This is a genomic window from Pseudomonas fluorescens group sp. PF-69 (assembly GCF_054481235.1).
In genome coordinates, this window is record NZ_JBTMNC010000001.1 from 2,556,126 (window position 1) to 2,573,371 (window position 17,246).

The window sequence follows — 17,246 nt, forward strand, 5'->3', positions numbered from 1 at the left end:
ATCACGACGCTTGAATCTCCCAGAATTGACCGCATCTATTGTGCTATCTGGCAGGTTTCTTCATTCAGGATGTTTTATTGGTCCGACCTGCTCAAAAGGAAGGTGACCCATGCGTATAGATCGTTTAACCAGCAAATTGCAGTTAGCCTTGTCCGATGCCCAGTCCCTGGCCGTCGGTCTCGACCATCCGGCCATTGAGCCGGCGCATTTGATGCAGGCCCTGCTCGAACAGCAGGGCGGCTCGATCAAGCCTCTGCTGATGCAAACAGGCTTCGACATCAACAGCCTGCGTAAAGAGCTGACCAAAGAGCTCGACCAGCTGCCGAAAATCCAGAATCCGACCGGCGACGTCAACATGTCGCAGGATCTGGCGCGCCTGCTCAACCAGGCTGATCGCCTGGCCCAGCAGAAGGGCGACCAGTTCATCTCCAGCGAGCTGGTGTTGCTCGCCGCCATGGACGAGAACAGCAAGCTCGGCAAATTGTTGCTCGGTCAGGGCGTGAGCAAGAAAGCCCTGGAAAATGCGATCAACAACTTGCGCGGTGGCGAGGCGGTCAACGACGCTAACCACGAAGAGTCGCGCCAGGCGCTGGATAAATACACTGTCGATATGACCAAGCGCGCCGAAGAGGGCAAGCTCGACCCGGTGATCGGTCGTGACGACGAAATTCGCCGGACCATTCAGGTGTTGCAACGCCGCACCAAGAACAACCCGGTATTGATCGGTGAGCCTGGGGTCGGTAAGACCGCCATCGTTGAAGGCCTGGCCCAGCGCATCATCAACGGCGAAGTGCCGGATGGCCTCAAGGGCAAGCGTCTGCTGTCCCTCGACATGGGGGCGCTGATTGCCGGTGCCAAGTATCGCGGTGAATTCGAAGAACGCCTGAAGTCGCTGCTCAATGAGCTGTCGAAGCAGGAAGGGCAGATCATTCTGTTCATCGACGAACTGCACACCATGGTCGGCGCCGGTAAAGGCGAAGGCTCGATGGATGCGGGCAACATGCTCAAGCCGGCATTGGCTCGCGGCGAGCTGCATTGCGTCGGCGCAACCACGCTCAATGAGTACCGCCAATATATAGAGAAGGACGCCGCCCTCGAGCGCCGCTTCCAGAAAGTGTTGGTGGACGAACCGAGTGAAGAAGACACCATCGCGATCCTGCGGGGCCTGAAAGAGCGTTACGAGGTTCACCATAAGGTAGCGATCACTGACGGTGCGATTATCGCGGCGGCCAAACTCAGCCATCGCTATATCACTGATCGTCAGTTGCCGGACAAGGCCATCGACCTGATCGACGAAGCCGCCAGCCGTATCCGCATGGAGATCGACTCCAAGCCGGAAGTGCTGGACCGTCTGGAACGTCGCTTGATTCAGTTGAAGGTGGAATCCCAGGCGCTGAAGAAAGAAAGCGACGAGGCCGCGAAGAAACGTCTGGAAAAACTCCAGGAAGAAATCGTGCGCCTTGAGCGTGAGTACTCGGATCTCGAAGAAATCTGGAACTCGGAAAAGGCCGAGGTACAGGGTTCGGCGCAGATTCAGCAGAAGATCGAGCAGTCCCGCCAGGAACTGGAAACCGCACGCCGTAAAGGCGATCTGAACCGCATGGCCGAGTTGCAGTATGGGGTGATCCCGGACCTGGAGCGCAGCCTGCAGATGGTCGACCAGCACGGCAAGAGCGAAAACCAGTTGCTGCGCAGCAAGGTGACTGAAGAAGAGATCGCGGAAGTCGTGTCGAAGTGGACCGGTATTCCCGTGTCGAAAATGCTCGAAGGCGAGCGCGACAAGCTGATGAAGATGGAAAGCCTGTTGCACCAGCGTGTGATCGGCCAGGACGAAGCGGTGGTGGCGGTTTCCAACGCCGTGCGGCGTTCCCGTGCGGGATTGGCCGATCCGAACCGACCAAGCGGTTCGTTCATGTTCCTCGGCCCGACCGGTGTCGGTAAAACCGAGCTGTGCAAGGCGCTGGCGGAGTTCCTCTTTGATACGGAAGAGGCGATGGTGCGCATCGATATGTCCGAGTTCATGGAGAAACATTCCGTGGCTCGCCTGATCGGCGCTCCACCGGGCTATGTAGGCTATGAAGAGGGCGGTTACCTGACCGAGGCGGTGCGTCGCAAGCCTTATTCGGTGATCCTGCTGGACGAGGTCGAGAAGGCGCACCCGGATGTGTTCAACATCCTGCTGCAAGTGCTTGAAGACGGTCGACTGACTGACAGCCATGGCCGCACGGTGGACTTCAAAAATACCGTGATTGTCATGACGTCCAACCTCGGTTCGGTGCAGATCCAGGAATTGGTCGGTGATCGCGAGGCCCAGCGTGCGGCAGTAATGGACGCGATTTCCTCGCACTTCCGGCCGGAGTTCATCAACCGGGTCGACGAAGTGGTGATCTTCGAGCCATTGGCACGGGATCAGATTGCCGGCATTACCGAGATCCAGTTGGGTCGTCTGCGCAGTCGTCTGACCGAGCGGGAACTGAAGCTGGAACTCAGCCCTGAGGCCATGGATAAGCTGATCGCGGTAGGGTACGACCCGGTGTATGGCGCTCGGCCGCTGAAACGAGCGATCCAGCGCTGGATCGAAAACCCGCTGGCACAGCTGATTCTGTCGGGTCGTTTCATGCCCGGCGATACTGCCAAGGGTGTTGTGGAGAACGACGAAATCGTCTTCGTTTGATCCACTGTAGGAGCGAGCCTGCTCGCGATGGTCGTTAACGATAACGCGTGTTATCAGGCTAAACGCAGCGCTCAAGAGGTCTTCGCGAGGAAGCGAGCTCCTACAAAAATGCGTAGTTGAACAGGAGGCCTCACATTGCGAGGCCTTTTTTTCGTTAGGCTGTTGAACTTAAAGGAAAAGGCTTGTAAAGTGCGCCCCGCAGTCAGTCACCCGCCAGGGTTTCCGCTCCCCAAGCAGGAATCCAAAATAAGTTGCAAATCATTAACTTGAAAGCAATTTAGGGGGTTGACAGAGGTGCTGAAGATTGTAGAATAGCGCGCCTCAGACACACGAACGCAGCGATGCGAACGGGTCGAAGAGAACGCAGTAAAGCTTCACCGTTGTAAATTGAAATATGTAGTTCCGTGATAGCTCAGTCGGTAGAGCAAATGACTGTTAATCATTGGGTCCCAGGTTCGAGTCCTGGTCACGGAGCCAATTTCAAACCGGGGTATAGCGCAGTCCGGTAGCGCGCCTGCTTTGGGAGCAGGATGTCAGGAGTTCGAATCCCCTTACCCCGACCATTTTTGGGTCGTTAGCTCAGTTGGTAGAGCAGTTGGCTTTTAACCAATTGGTCGTAGGTTCGAATCCCACACGACCCACCATTTTTGAAACCAGTTAACGCTGGAATCAAATCTTAAGATCAGACGCCAAAAGCTCTGTTCGCAGAAGGCGCCTTTTAAAGGGTGCCTTTTTTTTACCGGGGTATAGCGCAGTCCGGTAGCGCGCCTGCTTTGGGAGCAGGATGTCAGGAGTTCGAATCCCCTTACCCCGACCATATTAAAAATCCTCGTATCGAAAGATACGGGGATTTTTTTTGTCTGCAAAAAAACACTTCGCTTCAAGTCATCGTACAACTTGCCGATAACGAGCTGTCGGGGCACAGCCCCCACTCAAGCCCACAACAAGAAAGGCACTCGTTATGTTTCTTCGACAGTTGAATATTGCCCCCCGTGCTGCGTTGGGTTTCGCCTTGATTGCGGTGCTTGTGGCGCTGCTCGGGATATTTGCACTGGGGCAAATGTCGAGCATCCGCGAGAGTGAAGTGGCGGTGGAAAAACAATGGCTACCGAGTATTCGTGGCGGTGACGAGATCCGCGAGATCATGCTGCGCATTCGCACGATTTCCCTGCGGATGGCCCTGGATCAGGACCCGAAGAACATTGCGCAATACCGCAGCCAAATGGATACCCGCGACAAGGAACTGAGCGAAAAGATTGCCGCCTATGACAAGCTGGTTACCACGGCTGAAGGCAAGGCGCTGTACGAGCAGTTCAAAAGTACCTTCGCGGCCTATCGCACTGGCATTGCCCAATCGTTCACCCTGGCTGAACAGGGGCGTCGCGACGAACTGACCAAATTGTTGCTGGTGGACATGAAGACCGTGGTCGACGGTTCTGGCAAACAGCTCAGTGATCTGGCTGAGCTGTTCGCCAAACAAGTCGCGGCGGAAAGCGACAAGTCCAAGGACCACTACGACACTTCACGCACCATCGTGAGCGTATTCATCGCCCTCGCGGCATTGGCCACGGTTGGCCTGGCGATGTTGCTGACACGCAGCATCGTGCGTCCGTTGAGTGAAGCAGTGAGCGCCGCAGAACATGTGGCCCAGGGTGATCTGACCCGTCCGATCGAAACCCATGGCAATGACGAAGTCAGTCGTTTGCTCAAAGCGCTGGCGACCATGCAGCAAAACCTGCGGGAAACCTTGCAGGGCATCAGCGGGTCAGCCACGCAATTGGCCACGGCGGCCGATGAATTGAGCGCCGTGACCCTCGATAGCACTCAGGGCCTGCAACAACAGAACAACGAGATTGAGCAAGCAGCCACGGCGGTCAATGAAATGACCATTGCCGTGGAAGAGGTCGCGCGCAACGCAGTCTCCACGTCCGATGCCACTCGCCAGTCCAGTGAGTCAGCGCATCAAGGGCAGGAGAGGGTCAGCGAAACCGCCAGTTCGATCAGTGCACTGGCCGACGACGTGCAGAGCACCGGTGAGCTGGTGCAATCGCTGGCCAACCAATCCCAGGATATCGGCAAGGTGCTGGATGTGATTCGCGCCATTGCCGAACAAACCAACTTGCTGGCGCTCAATGCTGCGATTGAAGCCGCGCGCGCAGGTGAGAGTGGTCGCGGGTTTGCGGTGGTGGCCGATGAAGTGCGCGCGCTGGCCTATCGCACGCAGCAATCGACCCAGGAAATCGAACAAATGGTGCAGGGTATGCGCAACGGTTCGAGCCTGGCCCTGGAGGCCATGAACGCCAGCACCTCCCGTGCCGCCAGCACGTTGTTGCTGGCCGAGAAGGCAGGTGAGGCGCTGCAAACCATCACGGCGTCGGTGCATCAGATTCACGAGCGAAACCTGGTGATCGCCAGTGCAGCCGAGGAACAGGCCCAAGTGGCACGCGAGGTCGATCGCAACCTGGTGAATATCCGTGACCTGTCTGTGCGTTCGGCCGCCGGGGCCGATCAGACCAGTGCATCGAGCCATGAGCTGTCGCAGTTGGCGAATGCCCTGCAGGGGATGGTGCGGCGCTTCCGGGTGTAATGTTCTCGGATAAAACAGTGGGAGTGAGCCTGCTCGCTCCCACAGGGGTCGGGCGGTATCAGTGCAACTTGAGCCGTGGCTCGGTGCCACGCCCGATCTTACTGCCCAGCATCAGCATTGCCGTGCGGAACGGCCCGTACAGCGCCATCTGGTGCATGCGATACAGAGACACGTAAAACATCCGCGCCAGCCAACCTTCGAGCATCACGCTGCCAGTGAGGTTGCCCATCAAGTTACCCACAGCAGAAAAACGCGACAGCGAGATCAGCGAGCCGTAGTCGGTGTACTTGTATTCAGGCAATGCCTTGCCTTCAATCCGCAGTTTCAGCGACTTGGCCAGCAATGACGCCTGTTGATGCGCGGCTTGCGCGCGCGGCGGCACGTTGCGGTCGGTACCCGGTTGCGGGCAGGCCGCGCAGTCACCGAAGGCGAAGATATTTTCGTCACGGGTGGTTTGCAGGGTCGGCAGCACTTGTAGCTGATTGATGCGGTTGGTTTCCAGGCCATCGATGTCCTTGAGGAAACCCGGTGCGCGAATCCCTGCGGCCCAGACTTTCAGACTCGCCTTGATCACGTTGCCATCGGTGGTGATCAAGCTGTCTGCCGTCACTTCGCTGACCGCTGCGTTGGTCATGACATTGACCCCGAGTTTCTCCAGGGTTTTATGCACAGGCCCGCCGATTCGCTCCGGCAGCGCAGGCAGAACCCGTGGTCCCGCTTCGATCAGGGTGATGTGCATGTTTTCCGGTTTGATCCGGTCCAGGCCATAGGCCGCCAGTTCGTGGGCGGCATTGTGCAGTTCGGCGGCCAGTTCGACCCCGGTGGCACCGGCGCCGACGATGGCAACGCTGATCTGTTCGACCTTGTCGGTCTGCCCGGCATGGGCACGCAGGTAGTGGTTGAGCAATTGCTGGTGGAAGCGCTCGGCCTGTTTGCGGGTGTCGAGGAACAGGCAATGCTGGGCTGCACCCTGGGTGCCGAAATCGTTGGTGGTGCTGCCGACGGAAATCACCAGCGAGTCGTAAGCCACTTCCCGCGCCGGAACCAGCTCAAGGCCGGCCTCGTCATAAGTGGCGGCCAACTGGATTTTCTTTTGTGCGCGATCGAGCCCGCTCATGCGTCCCAGCTGGAACTCGAAGTGGTTCCATTTGGCCTGGGCAACATAGTTGAGTTCATCTTCGGAGGAGTTCAGGGAACCGGCTGCCACCTCGTGCAACAGCGGTTTCCAGATGTGGGTCAGGTTCGCGTCGACCAGCATGACACTGGCGATGCCGCGTTTACCCAGCGTCTTACCCAGACGGGTAGCCAACTCCAGACCGCCGGCGCCGCCGCCAGCGATGACAATACGATGGGTCATGGGGATATCTCACAAGGCTAAAGGAAATCGGTGCAGTCAACCGAGCGAGCGCGAAGCGGCTCATAGCGTCAGGTAGCTGATAAGTCGGCTCAAAAGGCCAAGACCAATGGTCACTGCCAACACCAGCACAAGGAGCATCCACGGCCGGAAGGGCCGGCGCTCGACTCGGTGCTGGGACAGATGCAGGTACTCTTCGACATGCTTCTGGTCGTCGGGGTTCAGGCGGCTGGTCATATCGGGCCTCGTCAGGGGTAGACGTTGCTGATTGCGGAGAGGTTACAAGTCGATTTAACGAACGTTGAACGGAGCATAGCCGCTGTCCGGAATGGGCTCGACGCTCACCGTATCGTTCAGGCGAATGATTCCACTTTGTAACACTCGTGCAGTGATTCCGCCATGTCCGCGAACGGCTTGAAAGGTCCCGGGGCCGAGGTTGTTTTGCAGGCGTGCGCAAGGCTGGCACCAGCCAGTGGTTTCGAAAATCGCCTGGCCAATTCTGAAGCGACGCCCCTTGAGGCTGAACAGGTTGATACCGCTGATAACGAGATTGCGCCGTAACTCATCAGGCAGCACCGGTTTATCGTGCGGGCGGCCCATCAGCGAACTGATCACCGCCAGATGCTCCCATTGGATCAACGTCACTTGCCGCGCATTGCGTACGCCTGGCCGGGCTCGATCACCGGTCAAGCCAGCCTCCAGTCGCGCTTCCACGGCCTCCAGTTCGATCATCGGCACATGAGGTTGCGGGCGCACGCCAATCCAGCGTACGCGACCGATTTGCGGGACATCAGCTATCAGTTCCTGCAATGGAGTCACAGACTGATCCCGACGTCGAAAACGATGCTGCGCCCCAGGTTGCTGCGCAGGAAGTCCGGTGCATCCGGATGTGCGAAGAGCACGCGGGCGAAAGTCGGGCCGACCAATGACAACGAGCGCCAGCCTTGGCGCAGGTATTCGGTAGGCGGCGGGAAATGGCTGTTGAGGTCCAGCACTTCGCGCTTGAGGCTGGCGAAGGCGATGATGTCCAGGTCGCCCAGATCCATGCCGCGTTCTTTGTAGTTATGCGCTTTTTTGCGCAAGGTCGGCGCCAGTCGCAGCAAGAATTCGTTGGCCGGGATGCGCCGCGGCTTGGCCTCGCGCCGTACCAGTTGGCTCAGGGAGAATGCGCTGCGTCGGCGTTGCAGCTCATCGCGCCATTCGTCGTTGAGGCGCCGGCCTTCGTCGAGGACGAAGAACACCTCGAAGCTGGCATCGCGAAACAAGACGTCCGGCGGTTCGCCGGCCGGGGCGAATTCGTCGGCACGATAGGGAATGTTCAAGCCTTGCAGCAGGCGCTGGCAGACCCAACGCTCACGCTCCCATTTGCGGGCATTGGACAGGAACGCGTTGGCTTGCTCGGCCGCGATGGTCAGCAAGCGTAAGTAATCTGAGTCATCCATAGGCCCAAGCTTAGCGTTCAATTGCGACAAGCAGAAAGCGTTAAGCGGTAAACAGCGTCACTGGGCACCGGGAAGCGCCGGTGTAAACTGCTGGCCACTACCCATGCGATTGAGCGAGGAATTGAATGTGAAGTATTGGTCAGTGTTACTGCTCGGGCTTTTGCCACTGTGGGCCCATGCGCTGGAAGTGGGTGAGCGACTGGCGCCATGGACGCTGCTTGATCAGTACGATCAGGCCTTTACCCTCGACAATCGCACTCAGACGCTGCTGGTGGCGCGCAGCATGGAAGGCGCCAAGTTGGTCAATGCGGCGTTGCAGGGCCAGCCCAAAGGCTATCTGGAGGCCCGCCATGCAGTGTTTCTCGCTGATATCGAGCGCATGCCACGGCTGATCGCAAAAATGTTCGCCGTGCCGGCCATGCGCGATTATTCCTACCGGGTCATGCTGGACCGCGATGGCCGCGTTGCACCGAAGTATCCCGGTGCTGTGGATAGCGTGCTGTGGTTACAGCTCAAGGACGGCCAGTTGGTGGCGCAGCACGAGTACGCCACGGCTGCGCAGTTGCGTGAGGCGCTGGAGACGTCTCGCCCATGATCGGCGCCGAGCTGCTGTCATCTCAGAGTCTGACAGTCGGCTGGCTGATTTATGTGCCGGTGTTGCTCTGGGCGATCTGGCGTGCGCCGTGGGTAGAGCTGTTCACCGATAGCCGTCGCCAACATTTGTTGTTCGGCACGGTGTTCGCGCTGTTCATGTTGTGGTTGGTGCGGCGGGATTTCGATACCGGCGTGTCCTATCACTTCATTGGCATGACAGCGGTAACGCTGTTGCTGGATTGGCCGCTGGCGATCATCGGTGGACTGGTGGCGCAGATGGGGCTGGTGTTACTCGGGCGACAGGATTTGATGGCGGTCGGGGTCAACGGCGCGTTGTTGATTCTGTTGCCGGTGCTGGTGACTGAATGCTGCGCGATCCTGGTGGAGCGCGCGCAGCCACGAAATCCCTTTGTGTATATCTTCGTTTCCGGATTTTTTGCGGCGGCACTGTCGGCGTTGCTGTGTCTGTTGCTGGCGCTGTGGCTGTTGTGGTTCGACGAGCGTTTTGAGATGCCGTACTGGCTGGAGGATTTTGTCGGTTACCTGTGGTTGCTGATTTTTCCCGAGGCCTTTATCAACGGCATGGTCGTCAGTGCTCTGGTGGTGTTCTGCCCGGAATGGCTGGAGACTTTCAACCGCACGCGCTACCTTTCGGCGCCCTGGAAGGGCGACGATCCGAAGTCTTGATTCACATCAAACCCTGAAAACGCTGGCGATCCCATGCTCGGCAAAACCTTCAGGAGTTTCGTCATGAGTGTTTATGAGTGGGCAAGGCAGGAATTGCGCCAGAGTCTGGATTCGGCGCAAGCGGAGGGATTTGATCCTGGGTTGAGCCTGCGCGCCTTGCTCAGTGCCGTGGTGCAGCAGAGCAAGGCCGTACGCAGTGCGGAGGATTTGGCCGACGAGTTGCATTTCCTGGCGGAAAACCTCGACGACGGTCAGGACTACGGCTTCATGCGGCCCTGACGACGGGCATCAGTGACGCGGATCGAAGTCGCCGCTGAACAACTCGTCCTCGGCATCGGGGGCCACGGGAATTTTGTGTTCTTCCGATGCCCAGGCCCCCAGGTCGATCAGTTTGCAACGGTCCGAACAGAACGGGCGGAATTTGCTTTCGGGACTCCATTCGACAGGGGCTCCGCAAGTCGGGCATTCGACGGTTGGGGTTTGGCTCATGACTGGCCTCCACGCAAAGTAAGGTAAAAGTGATGCAGGCGTTCAACCTCGCTGTGCAGCCAGGCGAGGTCGCGGTCGTTGACCACCACGTCGTTGGCATGTCTCAGGCGATCCTGGCGGCTGGATTGGGCCTTGAGGATCGCCTGGACCTGCTGCTCGCTCGTCTGGTCACGCCGCAGTGTGCGTTCGATCTGTAGCTGTTCAGGGACATCGATCACCAGCACCCGTTGGGTCATGGCGTACTGCCCGGACTCGATCAGCAGCGGCGAAACCAGAATCGCATAAGGCGATTTTGCCAGCGCCAGATGTCGAGCGATTTCTTCGGCGATCAGCGGATGCAGCAACGCTTCGAGCCAGCGACGTTCTTCCGGCACTTCGAAGATGCGTTTGCGCAGCGCGGCTCGGTCCAGTTGCCCGTCGGCGAGTAACACATCCGGGCCGAAGTGTTCGGCGATCTTCGCCAGCGCCGGCCGCCCCGGTTCGACCACCCAACGGGCGGCATGATCGGCATCGACCACATGCACGCCGAGGTCGATGAAATGTTGGGCCGCCGCGCTTTTTCCGCTGCCGATGCCGCCGGTGAGGCCGAGAATCCAGGGTTTTTCCACAGGGGTATTCATTTCAAACCGACAAACTGCCAATAGAAGTCGGTTATTTGAACACCCCAGAGCAAGGCAATCCAGCCAGCAATGGCCAGATAGGGCCCGAAGGGGATGGGGGTCGAGGTTTTTGCCTTGCGCAGGCGCAGGATAATCAAGCCAATCACGGCACCCGCCAGGGAGGAGAGGAGGATTGTCAGCGGTAATATTTGCCAGCCACCCCAGGCGCCAAACATCGCCAGCAATTTGAAATCGCCATGGCCCATGCCTTCCTTGCCGGTGATCAGTTTGAACAACCAGAACACCGACCACAGCGCCATATAGCCGGTGATCGCGCCCCACAATGCATCCTGCAATGGTACGAACAGGCCGAGGCTGTTGACGATCAGCCCCAGCCACATCAGTGGCAGCACCAGCACGTCCGGCAACAATTGATGTTCTACGTCGATCAGGCTCATGGCCAGCAGGCCCCACGTCAGTAACAGGGTCACGCCGGCTGGCCAGCCGAAACCGAAGTGCCAGGCAATGAATGCCGACAACAGGCCGCAGGCGAGTTCGGTCAGCGGGTATCGTTTGCTGATCGGTGTCGCGCAAGACGAGCAGCGTCCGCGCAGCAGCAGGAAACTGAGCAGCGGAATATTTTCCCAGGCCCGAATCCGGTGACCGCAGTGCGGGCATTGGGAATGGGGCAGCAGCAGGTTGTAGGTTGGCAGCGGTGTTTCGCCGGGCAGCCCGAGAATGTCATGGGCCTGCAGGCGCCACTCGCGCTCGAGCATCTTCGGCAGGCGCCAGGTCAGCACGTTGAGAAAGCTGCCGACCAGCAGGCCGATCACCCCGGCGATGACGACAAAGGCTAGCGGGTAGTGGGTGAGAATTTCGTTCAAGGGCATATCAGATCGCTGAGCCGAGTTGGAAGATGGGCAGGTACATCGCGACGACCAGGCCACCGACGATAACGCCCAGCACCACCATGATGAACGGTTCCATCAGGCTGGTCAGATTATCGACCATGTTATCGACTTCGTCTTCGTAGAACCCCGCGACCTTGTCGAGCATGCCGTCCAGCGCACCGGACTCCTCGCCAATGGCAGTCATCTGGATGGCCATGTTCGGAAAGATGCCCGATGTGCGCATGGCGAAATTCAGCTGCATGCCCGTCGAAACGTCCTGCTTGATCCGCTGCACTGCGCGCTTGAACACAATATTTCCGGTCGCGCCCGCCACTGACTCCAGAGCTTCCACCAGCGGCACGCCGGCGGCGAACGTGGTCGACAGCGTACGGGCGAAACGGGCCACGGCGGATTTGTACATCAAGGTGCCCACCAGCGGCAGTTTCAACAACCCGGCGTCCATGCGGTCGCGAAAAGCCCGGGACGTCCTGAAGGCATGGCGCATGGCGAACGCTCCTGCGATCAGTACCCCGAGCATCATCCACCACGCGTCCTGCATGAACCGCGACAAGCCAATGACCATCACAGTGAAGGCGGGTAACTCGGCTCCGAATCCCTGGAATACCGACTGGAATTGCGGCACCACTTTGACCAGAAGAATCCCGGTGACGATGATCGCGACGAACACCACCATCAGCGGGTAGGTCATGGCTTTCTTGATCTTGGCCTTGAGGCTTTCGCTCTTTTCCTTGTAAGTCGCCACCCGTTCCAGCAGCGTATCCAGCGCCCCGGCCTGTTCGCCGGCGTCCACCAGATTGCAGTACAGCTCATCGAAATACCGGGGCTTTTTGCGCAGGGCCGCGGCAAAGCTGTTGCCCGCCGCGACGTCCTGTTTCACCTCGTCCACCAGCGTGCGCATGGCCGGGTTATCGAAGCCTTCGCCGATGATGTCGAACGACTGCAGTAGCGGCACCCCGGCTTTCATCATGGTTGCCATTTGCCGGGTGAACAGGGCAATGTCCCGGACCTTGATGTGGTTGCCCAGGTTGAGCAGCGAGGGGGTTTTCTTGCGAACCTTGCCGGGGGTGATGCCTTGCTTGCGCAATTGCGCCTTGATCAGTGCCGGGTTCTGCCCGCTCAGCTCGCCGGTTATTCGGGTGCCTTTGCGATCAGTGCCTTCCCAGGCATACACGCTGATTTTTGCTGCTTTGACCGCCATGTTCAGTCCTTGGTGACCCATCGATTTGCAGCGAGTTGCCTTCGGGCATGATCCGCCGTGGTCATTCACCACTTCCTGAATCCCCGCTCACCCCTTTTAGCCGTCGTTGCAGTGTTCGCACCCGACTGGCTCATAGATCGTGAATGTGCCGATGCGTTCCTCGGGAATACCTTTCTTGAGCTGGGCCTCGCGGGGAATATCCGCCGACCGGGGCCGATTGCCTGGCCAGATCGTAGAAGGCGATTTCATGCATTGAAGTACCGGCCGCACGACTTATAGCCTAGTCAAACGGAAGAACCAAACCACCTGGGGAGAGGTGACAAAAACTGTCAGATAGTGCGGATTCTGGGGGTAGGAAAGGGTGTTGTGGCGGGCGTGCACCCCGCCAACAGGGCGCGCGGGGCCTGGCATGGGCTGTGCTGCGACAGCTTCAGATCATGAGATTTCGACTCATGCACGGAGGCTGTCAATGCACAAACAAAAAGGCTTTACCCTGATCGAGCTACTGATAGTGGTCGCAATCATCGGGATTCTGGCGACGTTCGCCATTCCTGCGTACTCCAAATACCAGGCGCGGGCCAAGGTGACGGCGGGGCTGGCGGAGATTTCGGCCTTGAAGGTGCCGTTCGAAGACGTAATCAATCAAGGCGACGATCCGGATCTGGCTAAGCTAACCGGGACCCCGGTCACCTCTAACTGCACAATGACAGCGACCGGTAGCGCTGCGGATGGCACGGGCACTATTGCCTGCACCCTTGTGAATGCACCGGGCCCCGTGCTGAATAAAACCATCACCTTGGCGCGAACGCTGACGGGGTGGACGTGCGCCACCACAGTCGATCAGGACTACGCGCCCAAAGGCTGCACGGGCGTTGCCCCGAAAGTCTGATCCATGAGCTGATTGCCAATACCCCGCCGTTCGCGGGGTATTTTTTTGTCCGGCTTTACAGCAAATGAGGTTTGAAGAAAAACCGCGTTAATTCATGGCCTTAGGCCTGCGGTAAAACCCGCAACTTGCATGTAGAGAATTTCAAAGTCATGCATTTTGCATGATTCCGGAAAATGGCAATTTTTCTAAGTTGTTGATTTATCTCAATTTATTATCGGTTTCAAAGTTGGCACAGCGTTCGCACTCTCTCTGGTAACCCTGCTGAAAAGAAATCCAGCAGACTTTCCAGAAAAACAGGAGTTACTCGTATGAAGAAGTTCGTTATCGCTGCCGCTACTGTAACCGCGCTGACCCTGACCATGGCCAATGCTGCATTTGCACAGACTCAAGCCACCCAGGCACCCATGACGCTGGCGGCCGGTGAGATGACCAAAGCCGAGGAAGCTACTTCCGATACCTGGATTACTACCAAAGTCAAAAGTGACCTGCTGACCGAAAAAGGCATTCCTGGCACCGACATCAAAGTTGAAACCAATAAGGGCGTCGTGTCCCTGTCATCCACCGTTGCGGTGACTGACGCTCAGAAAGCCACTGCCGTGGCGATCACCAAAAAAATCAAAGGCGTCAAAGCGGTCTCCGCTGACGGCCTGAAAGCCGAGTAAGGCACGACTTCTCGCCTGGACTGGGAGAGGGCGCGGCAGGCGGGCCGAGCTATACGCCTGTCGCATCTGAGGAGTTCATGCGAACGGCCATAAGGATGTGGCCATTACAGGCCCCGGCACTCGTGTCGGGGCCTGTTCTATTGTGGCGTCGCAAACGAACTGGAGATCAGTTCTTGCGTTGCTTTGACTTCACTCGGCGTCCAGATGCAGAGGGGTAACGACCTTGCCATCCTTTTCCGCTTCGCCCAGTTGGGCATCGATGAAGTACACGCGGTCATCGGCGAGTTGACCCTTGTCGACCAGATAATCCTTGATACTACTGGCGCGGTCCTGCCCCAGCTGACGCAACAGCACGTCGCTGGTACTCCAGAATTTGATCACGTCGGCGCGCATCTTCGCCGTGCGCTCCTCCTTGCCCAGATCCTTCCATTCGGCGGGTGGCTGGGTCTTCAGGCGGGTGCGGTAGATCCCTTCCAGCAGCGGGCCCTTCTCGGTGTCCGGCACCTCCAGCATCGAAGCCTGGGCGGGCACTTTTTCGCCGCGGCGCTGGAGCATTTTGTAGTAGTTGTACTGGTATTCCCGTTCCAGGCGTTGTTCGGCGATCAATGGGCCGTCGCTGCTTTGCGCTGCCGTGCCTTCGATCTCCAGACGCAGGGCCGGACGCTCCTTGAGCGCGTTGGACAGTTTGACCAAAGCGGCTTCAGCGTCCTTGCTCAGGTCGCTTGAACCAGGGGCAAATGACACACTGCCCAAGTCTTCCGCGCCACCGCCGCTGACCAGTCCGCCAATCAGTTTGAAGGGCGCCGCCGCGGCTTTCACGATCAGGTTGCGCAAGGTCTGCCAGATGATTGGCATGACGCTGAACTGCGGATTATTGAGGTCGCCGGTGACCGGCAGTTCGATGGAAATCTTGCCATCGACGTCCTTGAGCAAGGCAACTGCCAGTTTCAGCGGCAGGCTCACGGCGTCGGGGCTGTCGACTTTTTCGCCCAGCTGCAGTTGTTCGACCACCACTTTGTTCTCGGCTTTTAGCTGGCCTTTGGTGATCAGGTAATGCAGGTCAAGATTGAGTCGGCCCTTGCGAATACGGTAACCGGCGAACTTGCCGGAGTAGGGCGTCAGTGTGGTCAGTTCCACGCGTTTGAAGCTGGTGGCGATGTCGAGGCTGGCCATCGGGTCGAACGGATTGACCGCCCCCTTGATGGTCACCGGCGCATAGCGGTCGACCTTGCCCTTGACGTCGACACTGGCGGGTTTGGCCTGGCGGCTGTCGATGGTGCCGATCTGCCCGTTGAGTTGTTGGATGGCGGTCGCGAAGTTCGGCGTCAGGCTGAAGTCGGCGAAGTTGGCCGAGCCGTCATTGATGGCAATCCCACCGATATGGATGCCCAGTGGCTTGTCCTTGCTGGCGGCGGGTTTGGCGGCAGCAGTCCTGGTGCCGGAATCGGCCGGTTGCGGGATCAGCAGATCATCGATGTTGGTGGTGCGGTCATCGTTGATCATGAATCGCACATAGGGCTGCATCAGGTTGATTCTGTCGATCGAAAGGCTATCACCGTGTTGATAGTTCAGGCCCTCGACCATGACCTGCTGCCATTTGAGAAAGTCGCGGGTTTTCAGGGTGTCGAGCGTATGCAGCTGATCAACCTGGGCGCGCCCGGTAACACTGAAGGCCAGGGGCTCGGTGCTTTTCAGGTTGACCGCCAGATCGCTGCCGAGCATGCCGCTGCGCAGTTCCAGGCGTATGAATGGCGTGATGTAGGACTGGGCGACCCGCAGGTCGATGTCCTTGGTCTGGACATTGAGTCTGGCGCTGATCGGGGCCAGATTGACCTCCCCGTCTGCCAAAAGCTTGCCTTGTTTGCCTACGCCCGTGTCGAGCTTGAGCGTAAAAGGCGAGCCATTGAGACTGTCGAACTTCTGAAGGTCGAGATTCAATGGTCCCAATTCCAGCGCGACGGCGGGTTGTGCCTTGCGGTCGGCCAGATGCACCTGATAGTCACGCAGTTGCACGTCGTTGAGCAGGACCTGCCACGGTTTGCTCGGTGGAGCAGGGGCGGGCTTGGGTGAATCAGCTGCTGCCGGTGTGCTGGCCGGTTCGGCCTTGGCCTTGGCGGCGGGTTTGGACGGCTGGCTGGCGAACAGCTTCTGCCAATCGAGTTGGCCATCCGCCTCCAGTGCCGCCCAGGTTTCCAGTTTATGGCTGCGGATCTTGCCGACCACCACCTGCTGCTTGGCCAGGTCCAGGGTGGTATCGGTGATGTCCAGTCGCTCAAGCTTCACCAGTGGCCGTCCGTCCGGCGCCTTGATGGCGAAGGGCGCAACGCTGACCGCGACATTGCTCAGCAGCAACTCGGTCTGCTTGGACAGGTTGAGTTTGTAGTCGGTGCTGATATTGACCACACCGCTTTCCAGGTCCAGGGGCACGGCGTCGCGCACATAGGGCCAGAAGGACTTCATCTTGCCGTCAGTGATTTTCAGCTTACCTTCGGAGGCAATCGGGATCAGGCTGAAATTACCCGTCCAGTCGACCTGCCCGCCGCCCGGGCCGATGGCGACCAATGTCATGTCGGCACTGTCTTCGGGCCGGGTACTGAGGTGTTTAAGCTCGAAATCGAGTTTGTCGTAGATAAACTCGATGGATTCGCTGGGGCGCTCATCCTTGAAGTGCACGACACCACCGGCCAGATTGATCCGGTCTATGCGCAGCGGGAACGGTTTTGCATCGGGATCGGCGGGCGTCGGTTCGCTCTGTGGCAGTTTGAACAACCCGAGCAGGTTGAGTTTGCCGTCCTTGCCGAAGAGGATCTCGGTCTTGGATTTTTCCAGTTCGATATCGGACAGATGCAGCGTCTTGGTCCAGAGGCTATCGAGTTGCAGGTTGGCGTAAAGGCGTTCGAAGCCGATCTGCTCCTTGCCGGGCTCGCCGATACTCAAGCCCCAAAGTGTCACTTCAAGGCTGAACGGGTTGAGTTCGATCCGCTGGAGAGTGGCGGGCATCGTGGCGTAGTTGGCCAGCTGTTGGTTGGCAATGCGCAGGGCGATGCCCGGTAAAATCAGAAACCCCAGCAGACTGTAGAGCGCCAGAGCAGTCAACAAGGCGCCAATGGCGCGAATCAATCCTTTGTACATGTGTGGCTTCATCTGTCTGAATCGGAGT

At 58.5% G+C, this 17,246-nt stretch carries 16 protein-coding genes, 4 tRNA genes and 1 pseudogene; 12 read left to right on the plus strand and 9 right to left on the minus strand.

The annotated features are described in order from the left end of the window. Nucleotides 1-109 precede the first annotated feature (109 nt). From clpB to ACX3YF_RS11835, 7 genes and pseudogenes are all read left to right on the plus strand, one after another. On the plus strand, nt 110-2,674 hold the full coding sequence (clpB, locus tag ACX3YF_RS11805) for an ATP-dependent chaperone ClpB (RefSeq protein ID WP_103403517.1): 2,565 nt from the start codon (nt 110-112) through the stop codon (nt 2,672-2,674). A gap of 401 nt (nt 2,675-3,075) precedes the next feature. Then, nucleotides 3,076-3,151, plus strand: a tRNA-Asn gene (locus tag ACX3YF_RS11810). Between the two features lie 9 nt (nt 3,152-3,160). Then, nucleotides 3,161-3,237, plus strand: a tRNA-Pro gene (locus ACX3YF_RS11815). A gap of 5 nt (nt 3,238-3,242) precedes the next feature. After that, nucleotides 3,243-3,318, plus strand: a tRNA-Lys gene (locus tag ACX3YF_RS11820). Between the two features lie 96 nt (nt 3,319-3,414). Beyond that, a tRNA-Pro gene (locus ACX3YF_RS11825) sits at nt 3,415-3,491 on the plus strand. 144 nt (nt 3,492-3,635) lie between these two features. Beyond that, nucleotides 3,636-4,406 (plus strand): annotated as a pseudogene (locus ACX3YF_RS11830) (MCP four helix bundle domain-containing protein); the annotation flags it as partial. Beyond that, nucleotides 4,398-5,261, plus strand: coding sequence for a methyl-accepting chemotaxis protein (locus ACX3YF_RS11835; protein ID WP_422626030.1), 864 nt, complete (start codon nt 4,398-4,400; stop codon nt 5,259-5,261). The pseudogene ACX3YF_RS11830 and the gene ACX3YF_RS11835, both read left to right, overlap by 9 nt. Before the next feature lie 58 nt (nt 5,262-5,319). On the opposite strand, the gene ACX3YF_RS11840 is transcribed toward ACX3YF_RS11835, so the two are convergent. Genes ACX3YF_RS11840 through ACX3YF_RS11855 form a run of 4 tightly spaced genes read right to left on the minus strand, consistent with a single transcriptional unit; the run spans nt 5,320 to nt 8,057 of the window. Then, entirely contained in the window at nt 5,320-6,618 is a 1,299-nt protein-coding gene (locus tag ACX3YF_RS11840) for an NAD(P)/FAD-dependent oxidoreductase (RefSeq protein ID WP_047533385.1), read from the minus strand. A gap of 60 nt (nt 6,619-6,678) precedes the next feature. Next, the gene (locus ACX3YF_RS11845; protein ID WP_047533382.1) at nt 6,679-6,852 is read right to left on the minus strand and encodes a DUF3094 family protein; all 174 of its coding nucleotides are present in this window, start codon (nt 6,850-6,852) and stop codon (nt 6,679-6,681) included. Nucleotides 6,853-6,906: 54 nt separating this feature from the next. Further along, nucleotides 6,907-7,434, minus strand: coding sequence for an MOSC domain-containing protein (locus ACX3YF_RS11850; RefSeq protein WP_130204822.1), 528 nt, complete (start codon nt 7,432-7,434; stop codon nt 6,907-6,909). Next, nucleotides 7,431-8,057 (minus strand): DUF1780 domain-containing protein, encoded by a 627-nt coding sequence (locus ACX3YF_RS11855; protein ID WP_047533376.1) that lies wholly within the window; start codon nt 8,055-8,057, stop codon nt 7,431-7,433. The genes ACX3YF_RS11850 and ACX3YF_RS11855 overlap by 4 nt, the downstream gene beginning before the upstream one ends. A 127-nt stretch (nt 8,058-8,184) precedes the next feature. On the opposite strand from ACX3YF_RS11855, the gene ACX3YF_RS11860 reads away from it, so the two are divergent. From ACX3YF_RS11860 to ACX3YF_RS11870, 3 genes are all read left to right on the plus strand, one after another. After that, nucleotides 8,185-8,652, plus strand: coding sequence for an FAD/FMN-containing dehydrogenase (locus ACX3YF_RS11860; RefSeq protein ID WP_130204824.1), 468 nt, complete (start codon nt 8,185-8,187; stop codon nt 8,650-8,652). Further along, nucleotides 8,649-9,338: an energy-coupling factor ABC transporter permease gene (locus tag ACX3YF_RS11865; protein WP_130204826.1), complete on the plus strand. Its 690-nt coding sequence runs from the start codon at nt 8,649-8,651 to the stop codon at nt 9,336-9,338. The genes ACX3YF_RS11860 and ACX3YF_RS11865 overlap by 4 nt, the downstream gene beginning before the upstream one ends. A gap of 63 nt (nt 9,339-9,401) precedes the next feature. After that, on the plus strand, nt 9,402-9,617 hold the full coding sequence (locus ACX3YF_RS11870) for a hypothetical protein (protein ID WP_047533370.1): 216 nt from the start codon (nt 9,402-9,404) through the stop codon (nt 9,615-9,617). Between the two features lie 9 nt (nt 9,618-9,626). On the opposite strand, the gene yacG is transcribed toward ACX3YF_RS11870, so the two are convergent. Genes yacG through ACX3YF_RS11890 form a run of 4 tightly spaced genes read right to left on the minus strand, consistent with a single transcriptional unit; the run spans nt 9,627 to nt 12,535 of the window. After that, nucleotides 9,627-9,827, minus strand: a complete 201-nt coding sequence (yacG, locus tag ACX3YF_RS11875) for a DNA gyrase inhibitor YacG (protein WP_008058361.1) — start codon at nt 9,825-9,827, stop codon at nt 9,627-9,629. Next, entirely contained in the window at nt 9,824-10,447 is a 624-nt protein-coding gene (gene coaE / locus ACX3YF_RS11880; RefSeq protein ID WP_130204828.1) for a dephospho-CoA kinase, read from the minus strand. The genes yacG and coaE overlap by 4 nt, the downstream gene beginning before the upstream one ends. Next, nucleotides 10,444-11,316, minus strand: coding sequence for a prepilin peptidase (locus ACX3YF_RS11885; protein WP_130204830.1), 873 nt, complete (start codon nt 11,314-11,316; stop codon nt 10,444-10,446). Before ACX3YF_RS11885 ends, coaE begins: the two co-directional genes overlap by 4 nt. Before the next feature lies 1 nt (nt 11,317). Then, nucleotides 11,318-12,535, minus strand: a complete 1,218-nt coding sequence (locus ACX3YF_RS11890) for a type II secretion system F family protein (protein WP_130204832.1) — start codon at nt 12,533-12,535, stop codon at nt 11,318-11,320. Between the two features lie 469 nt (nt 12,536-13,004). On the opposite strand from ACX3YF_RS11890, the gene ACX3YF_RS11895 reads away from it, so the two are divergent. Both ACX3YF_RS11895 and ACX3YF_RS11900 read left to right on the plus strand, forming a co-directional pair. Next, nucleotides 13,005-13,424: a pilin gene (locus tag ACX3YF_RS11895; RefSeq protein ID WP_130204834.1), complete on the plus strand. Its 420-nt coding sequence runs from the start codon at nt 13,005-13,007 to the stop codon at nt 13,422-13,424. Between the two features lie 308 nt (nt 13,425-13,732). Continuing rightward, entirely contained in the window at nt 13,733-14,086 is a 354-nt protein-coding gene (locus ACX3YF_RS11900; RefSeq protein ID WP_130204836.1) for a BON domain-containing protein, read from the plus strand. A gap of 189 nt (nt 14,087-14,275) precedes the next feature. Here ACX3YF_RS11900 and ACX3YF_RS11905 read toward each other — a convergent pair whose 3' ends face one another. Next, complete coding sequence (locus ACX3YF_RS11905; protein ID WP_204149577.1) at nt 14,276-17,230, minus strand: DUF748 domain-containing protein; 2,955 nt, start codon at nt 17,228-17,230, stop codon at nt 14,276-14,278. Between the last annotated feature and the right edge of the window lie 16 nt (nt 17,231-17,246).